Genomic DNA, 18,610 nt, shown 5'->3' with positions numbered 1-18,610 from the left:
CGCGCATGCACGGCACGGTCGACGGATTCAGCTACGGACTCGTCACACCGCTGGTGGCCTACCTCATGGCCTGCCTCGGCGGTGCCCTCGGCCTGCGCTGCACGACCAGAGCGCTGCTCGTCGCCCACTCCTGGCGCCCCGGATGGCTCGCCCTGGGCGCGGCCGCGATCGGCTCCGGCATCTGGACCATGCACTTCGTCGCCATGATGGGCTTCTCGGTCGCGGGCGCCCCGATCCACTACGACAAGCCCATGACCTATGCCAGCCTCGGCGTCGCCGTCGTCATGGTGGGCGTCGGGATCTTCATCGTCGGCTACAGGGGCGCGGCCGGCACCGCGCTGTTCACCGGAGGCACCATCACCGGCCTCGGGATCGCGTCGATGCACTACCTGGGCATGGCCGGCATGCGCTTCGACGGCAAGTTCGAGTACAACACCCTCACCGTGGGCGTCTCCGTGGCCATAGCGATGGCCGCCGCCACCGCCGCCCTGTGGGCCGCCGGGCAGGTCAGGGGCTTCCTGTGGAGCGTGGGCGCGAGCCTCGTCATGGGCCTGGCCGTCACCGGCATGCACTACACGGGCATGGCCGCCCTCAGCGTCGATCTGCACACGACGGGCACGCCGTCCGCGGGCGACTCGCCCGCCGGTCTCCTCGCGCCCATGCTGATCGGCCCGCTCGCCTTCCTCTGCATCGCCGGGGTCGTGGTGATGTTCGACCCGCTCATGGTCATGGGCAAGCCCGACTGGATCCCCGCCGAGCACAAGCCCGGCGTCCCGGCCCACCCGCACACCCCGCACCCCGCCGACCGGGCCCGGCTCCGCACCCGCCGCAAGGTGGCCCACCACGAGAGCCGGACCCCGCAGAACCGCTGATCGGACCGCATTGTCAGTGGTGGGTCGTACGGTGGATGGCATGCGGCCCGTTTCCCACATCGAACGCACGGTGGCGCCCTTCGAGGTCGTCAGCCCCTACCAGCCCAGCGGTGACCAGCCGGCGGCCATCGCCGAGCTGGCCAAGCGCGTCGAGGCCGGTGAGAAGGACGTCGTCCTCCTGGGCGCGACCGGCACCGGCAAGTCCGCCACGACCGCGTGGATGATCGAGAAGCTCCAGCGCCCCACGCTCGTGATGGCGCCGAACAAGACGCTGGCCGCCCAGCTGGCGAACGAGTTCCGCGAGCTCCTGCCGAACAACGCGGTGGAGTACTTCGTCTCGTACTACGACTACTACCAGCCCGAGGCGTACGTCCCGCAGTCGGACACCTACATCGAGAAGGACTCCTCGATCAACGAGGAGGTCGAGCGCCTGCGCCACTCGGCGACCAACTCGCTGCTCACCCGCCGCGACGTCATCGTGGTCGCCTCGGTCTCCTGCATCTACGGCCTCGGTACGCCGCAGGAGTACGTGGACCGGATGGTCACCCTCAAGGTCGGCGAGGAGATCGACCGCGACCAGCTGCTGCGCCGCTTCGTGGACATCCAGTACACGCGCAACGACACGGCCTTCACCCGCGGCACCTTCCGGGTCCGCGGCGACACCATCGAGATCTTCCCGGTCTACGAGGAGCTGGCCGTCCGCATCGAGATGTTCGGCGACGAGATCGAGGCCCTGTCCACCCTCCATCCGCTCACCGGCGAGATCATCAGCGACGACGAGCACCTGTACGTCTTCCCCGCCACCCACTACGTGGCCGGCCCGGAGCGCCTGGAGCGCGCCGTCAACGACATCGAGAAGGAGCTGGGCGAGCGCCTCGCCGAACTCGAGAAGCAGGGCAAGCTCCTCGAGGCCCAGCGCCTGCGCATGCGCACCACGTACGACCTCGAGATGCTCCGCCAGATCGGCAGCTGCTCGGGCGTGGAGAACTACTCGATGCACTTCGACGGCCGCCTGCCCGGCTCCCCGCCGAACACCCTGATCGACTACTTCCCCGACGACTTCCTGCTCGTCATCGACGAGTCCCACGTCACGGTTCCGCAGATCGGTGCCATGTACGAGGGTGACGCCTCCCGCAAACGCACCCTCGTCGACCACGGCTTCCGGCTGCCGTCCGCCCTCGACAACCGCCCGCTGAAGTGGGAGGAGTTCCAGAAGCGCATCGGGCAGACCGTCTACCTGTCGGCGACGCCAGGCAAGTACGAACTCTCCCGCGGGGACGGCGTCGTCGAGCAGATCATCCGCCCCACCGGCCTCATCGACCCCGAGATCGTCGTCAAGCCCACCGAGGGCCAGATCGACGACCTGGTGCACGAGATCCGCACGCGCGTCGAGAAGGACGAGCGCGTCCTGGTCACCACGCTCACCAAGAAGATGTCCGAGGACCTCACCGACTACTTCCTGGAACTCGGCATCCAGGTGCGCTATCTGCACAGCGACGTCGACACACTGCGCCGCATCGAGCTGCTGCGCGAACTGCGGGCCGGCGAGTTCGACGTACTGGTCGGCATCAACCTCCTGCGAGAGGGTCTCGACCTGCCCGAGGTGTCCCTGGTGGCGATCCTCGACGCCGACAAGGAGGGCTTCCTGCGCTCGGGTACCTCGCTGATCCAGACCATCGGCCGTGCCGCGCGCAACGTCTCCGGTCAGGTCCACATGTACGCCGACAAGATCACCCCGGGCATGGAGCGGGCCATCGAGGAGACGAACCGCCGCCGCGAGAAGCAGATCGCCTACAACACGGCGCACGGCATCGACCCGCAGCCGCTCCGCAAGAAGATCAACGACATCGTCGCGCAGATCGCGCGCGAGGAGGTCGACACCGAGCAGCTGCTGGGGTCCGGCTACCGCGCGAAGAAGGACGGCGGTGGCACCAAGGCGCCGGTGCCCTCCCTCGGCGGCAAGGCGGCCAAGGGTGGGACAGCGGCCAGAGCCGCGAAGGGGAAGGCCAAGGAGACGGTTCCGACCGACCGTCCCGCGGCCGAACTCGCCGAGCAGATCGAGGAGATGACGGCGCGGATGCGGGCGGCCGCCGCGGACCTTCAGTTCGAGGTCGCGGCCCGACTGCGCGACGAGGTCTCCGAGATGAAGAAGGAACTGCGTCAGATGAAGGAGGCGGGCCTGGCCTGACGGACCGGGCGGGCCGGGCTGCCGTACGCCCTGTGTTGCAAGAACGACACAAAGTGCGGTCCTGGGTACGGCACTGTCAGTGCCGTTGCGTAGGGTTTTCGTCAACCGCGGGGACCGCGGCAACAGGGGACAGTCCGAGAGGGGAATCAGCGCGTGACCGTCAACATGACCAAGGGTCAGGCCATCAGTCTGCAGAAGGCCGACGGAGGCAGCCTGACCGCGGTGCGCATGGGTCTCGGCTGGCAGGCTGCCCCCCGGCGCGGCCTGTTCGGCTCCCGCACCCGGGAGATCGACCTCGACGCCTCCGCGGTTCTCTTCGCGGACAAGCAGCCGGTCGACGTCGTCTTCTTCCGCCACCTGGTGAGCGACGACGGCTCCGTCCGTCACACCGGCGACAACCTGGTCGGCGGCGTCGGCCAGGGCGGCGACGACGAGGCGATCCTCGTCGACCTGTCCCGCGTCCCGGTCCACATCGACCAGATCGTCTTCACGGTGAACTCCTTCACCGGCCAGACCTTCCAGGAGGTGCAGAACGCGTTCTGCCGCCTGGTCGACGAGACCAACGGCCAGGAGCTGGCGCGCTACACGCTCGCGGGCGGCGGCGCCTACACGGCACAGATCATGGCCAAGGTGCACCGGGTGGGCACCGGCTGGAACATGACCGCCCTCGGCGCCCCGGCCAACGGCCGCACCTTCCAGGACCTGATGCCGGCGATCCTGCCCGCGCTGTAACCGGGCCGGGCGGGCGGCACACGACAACACGACACGCGACGCAGGGGGACCACAGGCGATGACGGCCGAGCTGGTGCGGGGCCAGAACCACCCGCTCTCCGAAGCCCGCCTAGAGATCAGGGTCTCGGCAGGCGCCCCGGTCGTGGCGGCCGCCACCCTCAGCGACGAGAGCGGCAGGATCCACGGCGTGGAGTGGGTCGCCCACCCGGGCGCACCCACCCTGCCCGGTGTCGAGGTCTCGCGGCAGGCGGCCGCCGACCACCGCCTCGCGGTGGACCTGGACGCGGTCGCGGAGACCGTGCACCGCGTCAGTGTCCTGCTGGCCCTGCCCACCGGTGTGGGCGGACCGGCCGACTTCGGCTCCCTCGCGGCCCCCGTCGTCGCCGTCACCGGCCTCGACGGCTCCGAGGTGGCCGGCTTCACCCTCACCGGCCTCGGCCCCGAGTCGGCCGTCGTCGCCCTGGAGCTGTACCGGCGCCAGGGCGCCTGGAAGGTCCGCGCGGTCGGCCAGGGGTACGCGGGCGGCCTCGCCGACCTCCTCACCGACCAGGGCCTGGCGCAGGCCCATCAGCTCGCGTCCGGTATCAACGAGGCCGTGGCCCGGGGACTGGCCCGCTCCGTGCCGGCGCCACCGTCGCGTACAGCCGACGGCGACCGGTCCCGGCAGGCGGCCGCCTCCGCTCTCGGCCCCGACCAGGGCGCGTCCCCGTACGGCGGACAGGGCACCCAGGGCGCCCCCGACCCGTACTCGGGCCCCCAGGGCAACCAGGCCCCGCAGAGTGCGGCCGACGCCATGGCGAGCTACCCGACGGGGCCTGCGGACCCCTCGGCCACCACCCAGCCGGGGACCCCCGCAGCGTCCGGTACCGGCGGCCCCGTCGACTACAGCCACCCGCGCCGGCGGAACACCGCCCCGCCGCCCCCGCCCGCCGCGCCCCCGGCCGAGCCAGGCCGGCCGGCTCAGCCGGTCGCCGGCGACGCCACCGGCTGGTCCATGGAGGAGCGGCTGTACAACCAGGTCTGGGGCATGTTCGAGGACCTGGCCCGCAGCACGGCCGCCTACCGCAGCGCCGTCGACTTCGCCGACACACGGATGGAGAGGGAGCTCGACGAGGTCCTCTCCGACCCGCGCAGCCGGATCGGCGGCCAGGGTGACGCAGCCCGCGAGTCCGCTCGCGCCAAGCACGCCCAGCTCGTCGACCAGGCCCGACAGGTCCTGGACCGGGACCTCGCCCAGCTCGCCGCCGAGGCCGAGGTCGTCGAGCCGGCGCTGCCCCCGGCCTACGCGCGCTGGGACAACCCGGCCTGGCACGCCTACCGCGTCCCCATGGAGATGCCCATGGCCCTGCGCCTGGGCGACCTCCATCTGCCCGAGAGCGACCGGCTGCGCGTCCCCATGCTCATCCGCCTCCCACTGGAGCGCGGTCTGTGGATCGACAGCGGGCGGACCGGGGCGCCCGACGGCTCGTTCCTCGACTCGCACGAGCTGCGCCGACTCGCGCTGGACTCGGCCGTGGCACACACGGCCCGGCTGCTGGCGATCCATCCGGCCGACGAGTTCACGGTGCATGTCGTCGACCCCGCCGGTTCGGGTGCGCGGGCGTTCGCCCCGCTGGTGCAGAGCGGCGTGCTCGCGGCGCCGCCCGCCGTGGGCGCGGCCGGTGTGGCCGACATCCTGACCCGGCTCACCGAGCACGTCGACCTGGTGCAGATGGCGGTGCGCGGCGGTGCCGCCGACTCGCTCCCGCCCGACTTCGACACGGCCCAGCAGCTCCTGGTCGTCAACGACTTCCCGCACGGCTTCGACGACCGTGCCGTGACCCGGCTCCGCTACCTCGCGGACGAGGGGCCGTCCGTCGGTGTCCACCTGATGATGGTCGCCGACCGCGAGGACGCCGCCGGTTACGGTCCGTTGCTGGACCCGCTGTGGCGCGGGCTGATGCGTCTCACTCCGGTGCCGGACGACCACCTCGCCGATCCCTGGGTCGGGCATGCCTGGACGTACGAACCGGCCCTCCTGCCGCCCGGCAGCCAGGTGCTCCAGCAGGTCCTCGCGCAGGTCGCCGAGGCCCGCCGCCTGTGACGGGACTGATCCGCTTCCCGCGTTCGCCAAGTAACCGTAAAGGGCCTCTGACCAGGCAACTTGATGTTTCTTTTGTCGATCACTTTACCTTTCCTTGGTAATTGGGTACTGTTTTCCCCACGGAGGGGAGTACTCCCTGTCTGCTGCGGCGTACCCGTCAATACGGATCAGGCCTGATCCCGGGGCGTCGGCCCGTGCGGCCCCGTGCGCATGCTGTGCGCCGGGACCCGGGGTGGAAGAGACCTCCGGCAGCGCGACGACGCTGATCACCTGCCGTTACGTACTGCCGGAGGCGCAGCAGTGGATGTTTCCCTGACCCTGTGGGTCCTGACCATCGTGGGCCTGAGTGCCCTCATCGCGATCGACTTCTTCATCGGCCGCAAGCCGCATGACGTGTCGATCAAGGAAGCCGGAATCTGGACCGTCGTCTGGATCGCCCTGGCCGGCCTGTTCGGGCTCGGCCTGTTCCTCTTCAGCGGGGGCGAGCCCGCCGGAGAGTTCTTCGCGGGCTTCATCACCGAGAAGTCGCTCAGTGTCGACAACCTCTTCGTCTTCGTCCTGATCATGGCGAAGTTCGCCGTCCCCTCGCAGTACCAGCAGCGGGTCCTGCTCGTCGGCGTACTCATAGCCCTGGTCCTGCGGGCGATCTTCATCGCCGCGGGCGCCGCGATCCTCGCCAGCTTCTCCTGGGTGTTCTACCTGTTCGGCGCCTTCCTGATCTGGACCGCCTGGAAGCTCATCCAGGAGGCACGGGCCGACCAGGAGGACGAGGAGTTCGAGGAGAACAAGCTGCTCAAGGCCGCCGAGCGCAGGTTCGGTGTCGCCGACCGCTACCACGGCACCAAGTTGTGGATCGAGCAGAACGGCAAGCGGGTCATGACCCCGATGCTGGTCGTGATGCTCGCGATCGGCTCCACCGACGTGCTCTTCGCCCTCGACTCGATCCCCGCGATCTTCGGCCTGACGCAGGACCCGTACATCGTGTTCACGGCCAACGCGTTCGCACTGATGGGCCTCAGGCAGCTGTACTTCCTCATCGGCGGCCTGCTGCGGAAGCTGGTCCACCTCAGCTACGGCCTGTCGATCATCCTCGGCTTCATCGGCGTGAAGCTGGTACTGCACGCGCTGCACGAGTCCGGGGTCCACGTCCCCGAGATCAGCATCCCGGTCTCGCTCGGCGTCATCTGCTCCGTCCTGATCGTCACCACGATCACCAGCCTGTGGGCCTCGAAGAAGCAGGCGGCGGCCGAGCAGGCGGGGGCCGAGAAGGCGGGGACCGGAAGCGAGGACTCCCCGAAGGACAGCATCGACGTCTGACCACGGACGACGTAGGGACGACCACCCGGGAGCGGTGCGCGGCGATTCGCCGGGCACCGCTCCCGGTGGCCTGCGCAGACCAAAATGCGCGGGCCGTACCGCTCTGCGACGATCGCTGCATGATCGCTCGGCTCAGGTCGCTCACGACCCGCTGGACGTCCCTCGTGCCCGCGCTCGCCGTCGTCCTGCTGATCCTGACCTGGGGCCGTGACCTCGCCCCGGTGGTCGTCGCCGTGGTCACGGTCGTCCTCGCCGGAGCCGTCCTGGCGGCCGTGCACCATGCCGAGGTCGTCGCCCACCGCGTCGGCGAACCCTTCGGCTCCCTGGTGCTCGCGGTGGCCGTGACGATCATCGAGGTCGCGCTGATCGTCACGCTGATGGCGGACGGCGGCGACAAGGGCTCGACCCTCGCCAGGGACACGGTCTTCGCGGCCGTGATGATCACCTGCAACGGCATCGTCGGCCTGTGCCTCCTGGTCGCCTCCCTGCGCCACGGCACGGCGATCTTCAACCCCGAGGGCACCGGCGCCGCCCTGGCGACCGTCGCGACCCTGGCCACCCTCAGCCTGGTCCTGCCGACCTTCACCACCAGCAAACCGGGACCGGAGTTCTCCAGCGTCCAGCTCACCTTCGCCGCCCTGTCCTCACTGGTCCTCTACGGCCTGTTCGTGGCGACCCAGACCGTCCGGCACCGCGACTACTTCCTGCCGATCACCCGGCAGGGAGACGTGATCACCGGGGACGACCACGCCGCCGTGCCGTCGTCGCGGACCGCGGTGATCAGTCTGAGCCTGCTCGGACTGGCCCTGATCGGCGTGGTGGGGCTGGCCAAAGGGGTCTCGCCCACGATCGAGGACGGCGTGGCGGCCGCCGGGCTCCACCACGCCGTGGTCGGGGTGGTCATCGCACTGCTCGTGCTGCTCCCCGAGACCATCGCCGCGCTGCGTTCCGCCCGCCGCGACCGGGTGCAGACCAGCCTCAACCTCGCGCTCGGCTCCGCGATGGCCAGTATCGGCCTGACCATCCCCGCCGTCGCCCTGGCCTCCCTCTGGCTCTCCGGCCCGCTCGTCCTCGGCCTGGGCCCCACCCACATGGTGCTGCTCGCGCTCACCGTCGTCGTCAGTTCCCTGACCGTCGTACCGGGGAGGGCCACACCGCTCCAGGGCGGCGTGCATCTGGTGTTGTTCGCGGCGTATCTGGAGCTGGCGATCAATCCGTAGCGGCCAGGCCACCGGCCCCCGGACCCGGGCCGGGGGCGGCTTCCGGAGCCGTCCGCGCCGCCGGCGCCGGTCGTGTCTCCGGCAGCAGGGCGAAGCAGCCGAGGCTGAGCAGCGCGATGCCCGTCAGATACGCGCCCACACCCCAGGGGACGCGCCCCGAGTGCTCGGCGAGTGCCGTCGCCGCGAGGGGGGTGAGCGCGCCGCCGAGGACCCCGCCGAGGTTGTAGCCGACCGCCGCGCCCGTGCAGCGGATCCTCGGCTCGTACAGCTCCGGCAGGTAGGCGGCGATGACGGCGAACATGGTGACGAACGCGAGCATGGCACCGAGGAAGCCCAGGAACATCGGCAGCGGCTCGCCCGTGCCCAGGAGCGCGACCAGGGGGAACATCCACAGCGCGGCGGCGGCGCAGCCGGCGAGGCACAACGGCCGCCGCCCGTAACGGTCGCCGAGCAGCGCCGCCACGGGCGTCAGCGCCCCCTTCACCACCACCGCGGCCATGATGCAGATCAGCATGACGGTACGGCTCACCCCGAGCCGGTCCGTCGCGTAGGCCAGCGACCAGGTCGTCACGGCGTAGAAGATCGCGTACCCGACGGCGAGTCCGCCGGCGGTCAGCAGGACGAGCCGCCAGTGGGAGCGGACCACCTCGACGAGCGGCACGCGCGCGGGGGCCTCGATCTCCAGGAACCGCGGGCTCTCGGGCAGCGACGACCTCAGCCACAGCCCGAGCACCGCCAGCACCCCCGCCGCCCAGAAGGGCACCCGCCAGCCCCACTGCGTGAACTGTGCCTCGGTCAGTGTCGCGGACAGCGCCAGCACCACCCCGTTGGCGAGCAGGAAACCCACCGCCGGCCCGACCTGCGGGAAGCTCGACCACAGCCCGCGACGCTCGGCGGGCGCGTGTTCCGCTGTGAGCAGCACCGCGCCGCCCCATTCCCCGCCGAGCCCCAGCCCCTGCAGGAACCGCAGCACGAGCAGCAGCACGGGAGCCGCCACCCCGATCGAGCCGTACGTCGGCACGCACCCGACCGCGACCGTCGAGGCGCCCGTCAGCAGCAGGGAGACGACGAGGACCGGCCGGCGTCCGCGCCGGTCCCCGACATGACCGAAGAGCACCGACCCCAGCGGCCGGGCCACGAAGCCCACGCCGAACGTCGCGAAGGCCGCCAGTGTTCCCGCCAGCGGCGAGAACGTCGGAAAGAACAGCGGCCCCAGGACGAGCGCCGCGGCCGTCCCGTAGACGAAGAAGTCGTAGAACTCGATGGCCGTCCCGGCGAGCGAGGCGGCCGCGAGCCGCGGCATGGAGGGCGCCTTTGTGGTGCTTACGGTGCGTACGTCGTGCATGCCGCGTCAACTACCCACCGTGACGGGGAGTTACGGGGGCGCACGGTGTCGCGACGCGTGTCGCGGGGCTCAGTAGGTGACGGTGATGCGCCGTTCCGGGCCGTCGACGCGGATCGTGCCGCCGTAGGGGAGAACGAGCTGCGGCTCCGTGTGGCCGAAGTCCACGTCGAAGACGGCGAGGGTGTCGGGCGCGTAGATCTCGAGTGCGCTCAGTACGGCCTCGCGCTGCTCCACGGCGTACCGGGCGGCGTCGGCCGGGCTGTTGGGCTGTTCGAAGGACCAGGTCTTGGCGCGGGCCATCAGGAACGCGGAGAACCGCTGGAGGAGACCGCGCTCGCCCATGTTGCGAAGGATCCGGAAGACCTCCGTGCCGCTGGGCAGTTCCTCCGAGGTCTCCAGGAACAGCACGCCGCCGTCGTACACCGACAGGTCGTGGGAGATCTCGCGGTCGGCCATCAGGAGCCAGGAGAGGATCTCCAGGCAGCCGCCCCAGCCGCGGCCCTCGACCACCCGGTCGGCGTTGCGCCAGATCCAGCCGGTGCCAGGCCGGGTCTCCGGTTCCGACTCGAAGGTCGCCGGGTCGGCCCAGTCGCGGTTGACGTCGTTCCAGCGCTCGGCGGGCCGCAGTTCGTACCGGCCCGAGGTGAACAGGGCCGCCCGCAGGGATTCCGCGGTCAGCGGGTCCATGGCCACCGGCCGCCCGAGCTGGACCATCACGGTCGCGCCGTGGTAGCCGACGATTCCGGTGTTGTACAGGAAGGCGAGCAGGTTGGTGTTGTCGCTCGTCCCGAAGAACGGCTTCGGGTTGGCCCGGATCAACTCGCGGTCCAGCAGCGGCAGGACGGTGATCTGGTCGTCACCGCCGATCGACGCGATGACCGCCTTGATCTCGGGGTCGGCGAAGGCCGCGTGGACGTCGTCGGCCCGCTCCCGCGGCGTCGCGCCCATCCTGCGGGTCGTCGGGTACTCGACCGGCTCGAGGCCGAACTCCTTGCGCAGCCGTTCCAGGCCCAGTTCGTGGGGGACCGGGAAGAGTCCCGGCAGGCCCGCGCCCGGCGAGAGGACGGCTATGCGGTCACCGGGCGAGGGCTTGGGAGGATACGACGGTGTGGTCATGCCAAGAGGCTATGGCTTCCGGTCCTGCTGTTTCACCGTGATAAACCGGGTCCGAGCAGCGGTCCGACGGGCCGCCCCACGCCGAACGGACCGGAGGAAACCTTGCCCCGCACCCTGGCCAACGCCCCCATCATGATTCTCAACGGCCCCAACCTGAACCTTCTGGGGCAGCGCCAGCCGGAGATCTACGGCTCCGACACGCTCGCCGACGTCGAGGCGCTCTGCGCGAAGGCCGCGGCGGCGCACGGTGGCACGGTGGACTTCCGGCAGTCCAACCACGAGGGCGAGCTGGTGGACTGGATCCACGAGGCGCGGCAGAACCACTGCGGCGTCGTGATCAATCCCGGCGCCTACTCGCACACGTCGATCGCGATTCTCGACGCGCTCAACACCTGCGACGGCCTGCCGGTGCTGGAGGTCCACATCTCCAACATCCACCAGCGCGAGACCTTCCGGCATCACTCGTACGTCTCCCTGCGCGCCGACGGCGTCATCGCGGGCTGCGGAGTGCAGGGCTACGTGTTCGCCGTCGAGCGCGTCGCCGCGCTGGCGGGGGTGGGGCAGGCGAGCACGTGAGCACCGGCCACGCGTAAGCACCGGGCTCCGGGCGGGCGCCCCTTACCGCAACTCTCACAGGCGCCCGGCCTCCACGATCCGCCGCAGGAAGCGCCTCGTGCGCTCCTGCCGGGGGTCGCCGAAGACCTGCTCGGGGGTGCCGTGCTCCAGCACCACGCCTCCGTCCAGAAAGCAGACCTGGTCGGCGACCTCGCGGGCGAAGCCCATCTCGTGGGTGGCCAGCACCATGGTCATGCCGTCGCCCTTCAAGTCCCGCACCACGTTCAGGACCTCGCCCACCAGCTCCGGGTCCAGGGCCGCGGTGATCTCGTCCAGCAGCAGCAGCCGGGGACGTACGGCCAGCGCGCGCACGATGGCGACACGCTGTTGCTGGCCGCCGCTGAGCCGGTCCGGGTACTCGCCCGCCTTCCCACCCAGCCCGAGCCGCTCCAGCAGTTCCCCGGCGTGCCTCTCGGCTTCCGCACGGGCGACGCCGTGCACCCGGCGAGGAGCGAGCGTGATGTTCTCCAGCACCGTCATGTGCGGGAACAGGTTGTACGCCTGGAAGACCACGCCGATACGGCGCCGTACCGCGTCCGGGTCGGCACGCGGGTCGGTGATCTCCTCGCCGTCCAGCCAGATCGCGCCGTCGTCGATGTCCTCCAGCAGGTTGGCGCAGCGCAGCAGCGTGGACTTGCCGGAGCCGGAGGCGCCGATCAACGCGGTCACCGTGTGCGGGGCGACCTCCAGGTCGACGTCCCGCAGGACCAAGGAGTCGCCGAAGGTCTTGCGGACGGCCTCCATCCGCAGCACGGGGGAGCCGCCGGGGGAGGCGGACGCGTCGCTCATGTCGTTCCTCCCTGGGCCCGCTGACGGTCCATCCGGGCCGTCACCCAGTCCGTGAACCGGGTCATCGGGATGGTCAGCGCCACGAAGACCAGCCCCGCGACGACGTACGGCGTGTAGTTGAGGCTGCGGCCCGCGATGATGTCCGCCGCGCGTACGGCGTCGATCGCGCCGCCGATCGACACCAGCCCGGTGTCCTTCTGGAGGGACACCAGGTCGTTCAGCAGCGGCGGCACCTGACGGCGCACGGCCTGGGGGAGCACGACGTGCCGCAGGGCCTGCCGGTTGCTCAGGCCCAGGGAGCGGGCCGCGGCGCGCTGCGAGGGGTGGACGGACTCGATGCCGGCGCGGAACACCTCGGCCACGTACGCCGAGTACGTCAGCGTCAGGGCCGTACCGCCGAGCAGGACCGGGTCGACGGTCACGCCCTGGAGGCGCAGGGCCGGCACGCCCAGCACCACGATCATCAGGTTGATGATCAGCGGCAGACCGCGGAAGAAGTCGGTGTAGGCGGCCGCGAGCACCCGCAGCGGGAAGAAGACGGGACCGCGCAGGGTGCGGGCGACGGCGATGAGCATGCCGAGGACCAGCACGGCGGCTCCGCAGACGAGCAGCAGCCGCACGTTCAGCCAGAGCCCCTCGAGGACCTTGGGGAACGCCTCGCGCGCGTACTGCCCGTCGAAGAACGTCTCCTTGGTGCGCTGCCAGCCCGGCGCGCTCACCACGACCAGGTAGAGGACGACGCCGGTGACCAGGGTGGAGACCGCGGCGATCGCCGTCGCGCGGCGGGTACGCGCGCGTTTGTGGCGCTCGCGATCCAGCCGCCGCGGTGAGGGCACGTACCCGCCGCCCGCAGGGTCCGTGCCGCCCTTGTCGTCGGCTCCCTCGGGCTCCGACTGCTCCTTCACGAGCGTCACTTGAGCACCGGGGCGTCGACGGCGTCGGAGAGCCACCGTTGCTCGATCCTCGCCAGCGTGCCGTTCTCGCGCAGGGTGTCCACGGCGTCCGTCACGCAGGAGGTGAGCGCGCTGCCCTTGTCGAGCACGAGCCCGAACTGCTCCGGCGTACCGCCCTTGTTCGCGAACTGCCCGACGATCCGGGCGTCCGTGACCTCGGCCGCGGTGATGTAGAAGGCGGTCGGCAGGTCGGTGACGATGGCGTCGACCTGGCCGTTCTTCAGGGCGGACTTGGCCTGGTCGTTCTTGGCGTAGACGGCCGCGGCCCCGGCCGGCTTCACCACGTCGTCGATGTAGTCGAGGCTGGTGGTCCCGACCTGGGCGCCGAGCTTGAGGCCCTTGAGGTCGGCGATGCCCTTCGCGCTCGCGGCCTTGGAGCCCTTCAGCGCGATGACGGCCTGGCGCACGTCGTAGTAGCCGGACGAGAAGTCCACGGCCTTCTTGCGCTCGTCGCTGATCGAGACCTGGTTGATGTCGAAGTCGAAGGTCTTCACACCGGGCGCGAACGCCTTGTTGAAGGGCACGCTCTGCCAGACCACGGCGCTCTTGTCGTACCCGAGCTGCTCGGCCACGGCGTACGCCACCGCCGATTCGAAGCCCTCGCCGCTCGCGGGCTTGCCGTCCTTGAACCACGGCTCGTACGCGGGCTCGTCGGTGGCGATCGTCAGGGTGCCGGAGGTCCTGGTGGCCAACTTGCCCTTGGCGCAGGTGTCTCCGCTGGAACCGGACGGCGAGGCGGCCGCCTTCTCGTCCGGCTGCGGTGCACAGCCGACGGCGGTGGCGAGGAGGGCGACGGTGATGCCGGCGACAGCGCGGCGCAGGGTACGAGGGGCAGGGCGCATGGCGGGAGACTGGCAGCGAACGCCGTGTTTGTCGAGGTCACAGGAGTGTCTTCCCGCATGGTGGGAACGGGTGTTGCGGTCGTGTGAACACTGGGGGACCAGAACGCGCCGGGGCCGCCGGTCGAGGGCGGGGAACGAGACCGGCGGCCCGTCCGCGCCGGAGCCGTCGTCCCGCGCGGGGCTGCACCCAGTTGACCGCGCCATCGGACGCCGCGGGGAGCGCGCGCGAGCTGTCGGCGCGTGCACGGCTTTCACACGGGGCGCGCGTGCGGCTGTGCGCGCCCCTGATGCCGCACGCGCAGCGAGGGCCGGTACATCCCTGACGTCAGGTGCGCGCGGCGCAATTCACCACCCGCGCGCGTGCCACTCCGGCAGGTGCGGGCGCTCGTCGCCCAGGGTGGTGTCGTTCCCTTGTCCTGGATAGACCCAGGTCTCGTCCGGGAGCACGTCGAAGATCTTCGTCTCGACGTCGTGGATCAGCCGGGCGAACGCCTCGGGGTCCTTGCGGGTGTTGCCCACGCCGCCCGGGAACACCACAGCACGCGCCAACACACGAGGTCACGGCGGCGCGTAAACCTACGGGCCGTGCCTCCGCGGCGTCGAAGTGGGCCGACCGCATCAGATGCCTGTGCAATGAGGCCGGCCGTGCCCTTGTCAGTGGTGGCGCGGGCGAGGCAGCAAGGCGAACGCGCTCTCCGCAATCGAGGTCAGGCGGGCGGGACTGTGGCCGTACGCGCCTACGACATCGGTCCCGCGGATGATGGTCAGCAGAAGGTACGCAAGGTCGTCGGGATCCGCGTCGGGGTCGATGTCGCCGTTGCGCTGCGCCGCTCGCACACACTCGGCCACCGCCGTCGCGAGCACGGAGAAGCAGTCGTTGGCCAGGCGTTTCACCTCGGAGTCGGAGGCGCCGATCTCCAGGGCCATCTTGGCGGCGAAGCAGGCCGCCGCCGCCCGGTCGGGGGCGGGGGGTACGTCGGCGGCGAGTGGCACCCCGTGGACGGCGCGGAGCAAGTACGCGTGCAGTCGTTCCAGGGCACCCTCGTCCGGTCCGGCGAGCGCCTTCGGCGCAAACTGCCCCAGCCGGGCGAAGTAGCCGGCCATCGCCTGCAGCAGCACGCCGTGCTTGCCGTCGAACGCGGCATAGAGGCTGCCGCGGCCCAGGCCGGTGGCGGCGCTGATGTCGTCGACGCTCGTGCCGTTGTAGCCAGAGGTGCGGAACTGCCGCTCGGCGGCATGGAGGACGTGGTCGGGGTCGAAGCTGCGTGGTCTCGCCATACACCGAAGGTAAAGCCGACCCGCCCTTGTTGACAACTCAGTACAGAACCGCCTAGGTTTCTGACTGTTCAGTACATAACCGTCCTGAGCTCACCGACAGGGTGCGTGCACGCCTGGCGCGATGGAGAGCAACTCATGCCTTTGCACTCCTCCGCGCCGCCCGGCATTGCGATGCATTCCAGGCCGGCAAGGCCCGGTCTGATCTCGCGGTCCTGGCGACGGCGAGTTTCATCGCCGGACTGGATCTGTACGTCACGAACGTCGGGCTGTCCTCGGCGCGGGGCACTTCCTGCACCTCGAACAGCCCAAGACGGTCGCCGACCACATCCTGGGCTTCCTGAACAGCTGCCACCCCTCCCACCACCCAGAACTCGAAGGGTCGACCGAACCATGACTGACAAGGAAAGGCAGGAGGCCATGGCTGTGGCGACTACTCCGTACGCGAGCGACGCACTGGCCGAGGAGACCGTCGACGCGGTGGTGATCGGCGGGGGCGCCGCGGGGCTGAACGGTGCACTGATCCTCGCCCGCTCCCGCCGCTCGGTCGTCGTGATCGACAGCGGCTCCCCGCGCAACGCGCCCGCGGAGGCCGTGCACGGCCTCATCGCCCTGGACGGCACCCCGCCGTCCGAGATCCTTCGACGGGGCCGGGAGCAGGTGCGCCAGTACGGCGGACGCGTCGTGTTCGGCGAGGTGGTCTCGGCCGAGTCCGCCGCCCCGTCGGCGGACGGGGACCTGCGCTTCACCGTCACCCTGGCCGACGGCCGCCGCATCACCGCCCGCCGCATCCTGGTGGCCACCGGCCTCACGGATGTGCTGCCACAGGTGCCCGGGCTCGCCGAGCACTGGGGGCACCGTGTGGTGCACTGCCCGTACTGCCACGGCTGGGAGGTGCGCGATGAGCCCATCGGCATCCTCGCCACCGGCGCGGCCTCCATCGGCCACGCGTTGTTGTTCCGTCAGCTGACCGAGGACCTGACCTACTTCACCCACGGCACTGACCTGGACGAGGACAGCCGCGCCCGCTTCGCCGCCCGCGGCATCCGCGTCATCGACACCCCGGTCACCGAGGTCGTCAACGACGAGGACGGTGCCCTCGCCGGGGTGCGCCTGGCCGACGGCCAGATCGTGGCCCGCCGCGTCGTCGCGGTCGCCGCGCCTATGCAGGCCCGCACCCAGGGTCTGGAAGGTCTGGGCCTGCCGGTGCGGGACCTGCCGACGGGCCGCGGTTTCGCCTCCGGTATGGCCGGCACCACCGAGGTGCCAGGCGTGTGGGTGGCCGGCAACGCCACCGATCTGGTCGCCCAGGTCGGGGCCTCCGCAGCGGCCGGCGCACTGGCCGGCGCCGACATCAACAGGATGCTGGCCATCGCGGACACCGACGCGGCCCTCCAGGGGATCGCCGGGGGAAGCCCACAAGGGGCCACAGGGTGATCTTGAAGCCCGAAGATCTCAGCCCGTCGCCCGCTCGCTTCGCGGGCAATCAAGTGATTCCGCTCGTCCGCCCCGTCCCTCTCAGGAGCTACTGATGCCCTTCCGTGCAAACACCCCCGTGGAGAAGATGACCGGGCCGTACGCGCGGCGCTGGTGGGCGCTGCTCGTGCTGTGTCTGAGCCTGCTGATCACGGTGATGGCGAACACGTCGCTGATCGTCGCCGCCCCCGACATGACCACCGACCTGGGCCTGAGCAGCAGTGATCTGCAGTGGGTCGTCGACTCCTACACCGTTCCGTACGCGGCGCTGATGCTGGTGCTGGGCGCGATCGGCGACAAGTACAGCCGACGCGGCGCGCTGGTGCTGGGTCTGCTGATCTTCGCCGGCGGTTCGGTGATGGGGAGCATGGTCGACGAGACCTCGCTGGTCATCGTGGCCCGCGCGATCATGGGTGTCGGTGCCGCGGTCGTTATGCCGGCCACGCTGTCCCTGGTGGTCGCGACCTTCCCCCGGAGCGAGCGGGCCAAGGCCATCACCGCCTGGGCCGCGACCTCCGGGGTGGCGGTAGCCGTCGGCCCGCTGGTCTCCGGCTGGCTGCTCGAGGACCACGCCTGGGGCTCGACCTTCCTGATCAACGTGCCGATCGCCGTCCTCGCCGTGTTCGGCGCGCTCGCCCTGGTACCGCCGTCCAAGGCGGAGGGCATGGGCCGGATCGACTACGTCGGTGGTCTGCTGTCGATCGTCTCCGTCGGCTCCCTGATCTACGCCGCCATCGAGGGCCCGCACTCCGGCTGGGGCGCCGGCCCCGTCACCGCCGCCGTGGTCGCCGGTGCCGGTCTGGTCGCCTTCGTCGCCTGGGAGCTGCGGCACCCGCACCCGATGCTGGACGTCCGAAAGTTCGCGCTGCGGCCCTTCACCGGCTCGATGCTCGCGGTGATGTTCTTCTTCTTCGGTATGTTCGCCGTGATCTACTACTCGACGCAGTTCCTGCAGTTCGTCCTCGGCTACGGTGCCCTGGACACGGGTGTACGGCTGCTGCCGCTGGGCGGTGCGGTGTTCCTCGGGTCCGCGGTGACCGGGATGCTCGCCCCGAAGCTGGGGGTGAAGGTGATGGCCGTGACCGGCCTGGCCATCGGCACGGCGGGCATGTTCCTGCTCACCCAGATCGACAAGGGGTCGACGTACGGGGACTTCCTGGCGCCGCTGATGATGCTGGGCCTCGCGCTCGGACTGGCCATCTCCCCGGCGACCGACACGATCATGGGCTCCTTCCCCGAGTCCGAGCTGGGCGTCGGCGGCGGTGTCAACGACACCGCGCTGGAGCTGGGCGGGGCGCTGGGCATCGCGGTGCTGGGCTCGCTGCTGGGCACGGCCTACCGGGACGAGCTGACCGACCTGGTGGGCAACCGGCTCCCGGCGGAGGCGATGGAGACCGCCAAGGACTCGGTCGGCGCCGGCCTGGCCGTCGCGGAGCGGGTCGGGCAGGATCCCTCCGCCGGGCCCCAGCAGGCCCAGGCCGCCGTGGACGCCGTCCACCAGGCCTTCGCCCACGGCGTCGCCCAGACCAGCCTCATCGGCGGGATCATCATGGCCGCCGGAACACTGATCGTCCTCGCGGTCCTGCCGGGCCGGCGCGGGTTCGCGAGGAAGAGCGCCGAGCCGGGGGCCGGGACGACGGCGAGCGAGGCGGCGACTGTGCGGGAGCACACCGGGTCCACCCGATAGATCGCCGACGGGGCGTCCACTGGATCGCCGGAGCGACGGGCACCACCTCCGCCGGGTCGCCCGCCAGGCGCGTCGGGCAGGAGCCCGGCGGCGCGAGACG

15 protein-coding genes and 1 pseudogene are annotated in these 18,610 nt (G+C 70.7%); 9 read left to right on the top strand and 7 right to left on the bottom strand.

Annotation, left to right across the window (positions count from 1 at the left end; translation table 11 throughout):
* Positions 1–5 precede the first annotated feature (5 nt).
* From ACFWJX_RS38900 to ACFWJX_RS38875, 6 genes are all read left to right on the top strand, one after another.
* Positions 6–872 (top strand): MHYT domain-containing protein, encoded by an 867-nt coding sequence (locus ACFWJX_RS38900; protein ID WP_383251569.1) that lies wholly within the window; start codon positions 6–8, stop codon positions 870–872.
* 40 nt (positions 873–912) lie between these two features.
* The gene (gene uvrB / locus ACFWJX_RS38895) at positions 913–3,060 is read left to right on the top strand and encodes an excinuclease ABC subunit UvrB (protein WP_383251567.1); all 2,148 of its coding nucleotides are present in this window, start codon (positions 913–915) and stop codon (positions 3,058–3,060) included.
* Between the two features lie 153 nt (positions 3,061–3,213).
* A complete protein-coding gene (locus ACFWJX_RS38890) occupies positions 3,214–3,792 on the top strand; it encodes a TerD family protein (protein WP_383251566.1) in 579 nt (192 codons plus the stop codon).
* Between the two features lie 58 nt (positions 3,793–3,850).
* Complete coding sequence (locus ACFWJX_RS38885; protein WP_383251564.1) at positions 3,851–5,875, top strand: TerD family protein; 2,025 nt, start codon at positions 3,851–3,853, stop codon at positions 5,873–5,875.
* A gap of 300 nt (positions 5,876–6,175) precedes the next feature.
* A complete protein-coding gene (locus ACFWJX_RS38880) occupies positions 6,176–7,192 on the top strand; it encodes a TerC family protein (protein ID WP_383251562.1) in 1,017 nt (338 codons plus the stop codon).
* 119 nt (positions 7,193–7,311) lie between these two features.
* Positions 7,312–8,412 (top strand): calcium:proton antiporter, encoded by a 1,101-nt coding sequence (locus ACFWJX_RS38875; protein ID WP_383251560.1) that lies wholly within the window; start codon positions 7,312–7,314, stop codon positions 8,410–8,412.
* Here the strand turns inward: ACFWJX_RS38875 and ACFWJX_RS38870 are convergent.
* Together ACFWJX_RS38870 and ACFWJX_RS38865 are read right to left on the bottom strand one after the other, a co-directional pair.
* Positions 8,402–9,757 carry an MFS transporter gene (locus tag ACFWJX_RS38870; RefSeq protein ID WP_383251557.1) on the bottom strand — a complete coding sequence of 452 codons (1,356 nt, stop codon included), beginning with the start codon at positions 9,755–9,757 and terminating at the stop codon, positions 8,402–8,404. The two genes, ACFWJX_RS38875 and ACFWJX_RS38870, sit on opposite strands and share 11 nt — an antisense overlap.
* A gap of 69 nt (positions 9,758–9,826) precedes the next feature.
* Positions 9,827–10,873, bottom strand: coding sequence for a S66 peptidase family protein (locus ACFWJX_RS38865; protein ID WP_383251555.1), 1,047 nt, complete (start codon positions 10,871–10,873; stop codon positions 9,827–9,829).
* Positions 10,874–10,975: 102 nt separating this feature from the next.
* On the opposite strand from ACFWJX_RS38865, the gene aroQ reads away from it, so the two are divergent.
* Positions 10,976–11,449, top strand: coding sequence for a type II 3-dehydroquinate dehydratase (aroQ, locus tag ACFWJX_RS38860; protein ID WP_383251553.1), 474 nt, complete (start codon positions 10,976–10,978; stop codon positions 11,447–11,449).
* A 54-nt stretch (positions 11,450–11,503) separates the two neighbouring features.
* Here aroQ and ACFWJX_RS38855 read toward each other — a convergent pair whose 3' ends face one another.
* The 5 genes and pseudogenes from ACFWJX_RS38855 to ACFWJX_RS38835 all read right to left on the bottom strand — a co-directional run bounded on the left by ACFWJX_RS38855 (position 11,504) and on the right by ACFWJX_RS38835 (position 15,350).
* Positions 11,504–12,277, bottom strand: a complete 774-nt coding sequence (locus ACFWJX_RS38855) for an amino acid ABC transporter ATP-binding protein (RefSeq protein ID WP_383251551.1) — start codon at positions 12,275–12,277, stop codon at positions 11,504–11,506.
* Complete coding sequence (locus tag ACFWJX_RS38850) at positions 12,274–13,191, bottom strand: amino acid ABC transporter permease (protein WP_383251549.1); 918 nt, start codon at positions 13,189–13,191, stop codon at positions 12,274–12,276. The genes ACFWJX_RS38855 and ACFWJX_RS38850 overlap by 4 nt, the downstream gene beginning before the upstream one ends.
* Positions 13,188–14,072: an ABC transporter substrate-binding protein gene (locus ACFWJX_RS38845; RefSeq protein WP_383251547.1), complete on the bottom strand. Its 885-nt coding sequence runs from the start codon at positions 14,070–14,072 to the stop codon at positions 13,188–13,190. Before ACFWJX_RS38845 ends, ACFWJX_RS38850 begins: the two co-directional genes overlap by 4 nt.
* A 345-nt stretch (positions 14,073–14,417) precedes the next feature.
* Positions 14,418–14,606 (bottom strand): annotated as a pseudogene (locus tag ACFWJX_RS38840) (MBL fold metallo-hydrolase); the annotation flags it as partial.
* Positions 14,607–14,726: 120 nt separating this feature from the next.
* Positions 14,727–15,350 carry a TetR/AcrR family transcriptional regulator gene (locus tag ACFWJX_RS38835; protein ID WP_383251545.1) on the bottom strand — a complete coding sequence of 208 codons (624 nt, stop codon included), beginning with the start codon at positions 15,348–15,350 and terminating at the stop codon, positions 14,727–14,729.
* Between the two features lie 417 nt (positions 15,351–15,767).
* On the opposite strand from ACFWJX_RS38835, the gene ACFWJX_RS38830 reads away from it, so the two are divergent.
* Both ACFWJX_RS38830 and ACFWJX_RS38825 read left to right on the top strand, forming a co-directional pair.
* On the top strand, positions 15,768–16,784 hold the full coding sequence (locus tag ACFWJX_RS38830; RefSeq protein WP_383251594.1) for an NAD(P)/FAD-dependent oxidoreductase: 1,017 nt from the start codon (positions 15,768–15,770) through the stop codon (positions 16,782–16,784).
* Between the two features lie 94 nt (positions 16,785–16,878).
* A complete protein-coding gene (locus ACFWJX_RS38825; protein ID WP_383251543.1) occupies positions 16,879–18,510 on the top strand; it encodes an MFS transporter in 1,632 nt (543 codons plus the stop codon).
* Positions 18,511–18,610 lie beyond the last annotated feature (100 nt).

Origin of the sequence: Streptomyces sp. NPDC058335 (genome assembly GCF_042723915.1) — a bacterium.
GTDB lineage: Bacteria > Actinomycetota > Actinomycetes > Streptomycetales > Streptomycetaceae > Streptomyces.
Note: the sequence above shows the minus strand (reverse complement) of the source record. Positions and strands in the feature narration are given on the sequence as shown.

What these genes read in the sequence shown, in the direction of transcription:
- ACFWJX_RS38900 (WP_383251569.1), top strand. Translation starts at nt 6, where the DNA reads ATGCACGGCACGGTCGACGGATTCAGCTACGGACTCGTCACACCGCTG.
- uvrB (WP_383251567.1), top strand. Translation starts at nt 913, where the DNA reads ATGCGGCCCGTTTCCCACATCGAACGCACGGTGGCGCCCTTCGAGGTC.
- ACFWJX_RS38885 (WP_383251564.1), top strand. Translation starts at nt 3,851, where the DNA reads ATGACGGCCGAGCTGGTGCGGGGCCAGAACCACCCGCTCTCCGAAGCC.
- ACFWJX_RS38875 (WP_383251560.1), top strand. Translation starts at nt 7,312, where the DNA reads ATGATCGCTCGGCTCAGGTCGCTCACGACCCGCTGGACGTCCCTCGTG.
- ACFWJX_RS38870 (WP_383251557.1), bottom strand. Translation starts at nt 9,757, where the DNA reads ATGCACGACGTACGCACCGTAAGCACCACAAAGGCGCCCTCCATGCCG.
- ACFWJX_RS38865 (WP_383251555.1), bottom strand. Translation starts at nt 10,873, where the DNA reads ATGACCACACCGTCGTATCCTCCCAAGCCCTCGCCCGGTGACCGCATA.
- ACFWJX_RS38855 (WP_383251551.1), bottom strand. Translation starts at nt 12,277, where the DNA reads ATGAGCGACGCGTCCGCCTCCCCCGGCGGCTCCCCCGTGCTGCGGATG.
- ACFWJX_RS38845 (WP_383251547.1), bottom strand. Translation starts at nt 14,072, where the DNA reads ATGCGCCCTGCCCCTCGTACCCTGCGCCGCGCTGTCGCCGGCATCACC.
- ACFWJX_RS38835 (WP_383251545.1), bottom strand. Translation starts at nt 15,350, where the DNA reads ATGGCGAGACCACGCAGCTTCGACCCCGACCACGTCCTCCATGCCGCC.
- ACFWJX_RS38830 (WP_383251594.1), top strand. Translation starts at nt 15,768, where the DNA reads ATGGCTGTGGCGACTACTCCGTACGCGAGCGACGCACTGGCCGAGGAG.
- ACFWJX_RS38825 (WP_383251543.1), top strand. Translation starts at nt 16,879, where the DNA reads ATGCCCTTCCGTGCAAACACCCCCGTGGAGAAGATGACCGGGCCGTAC.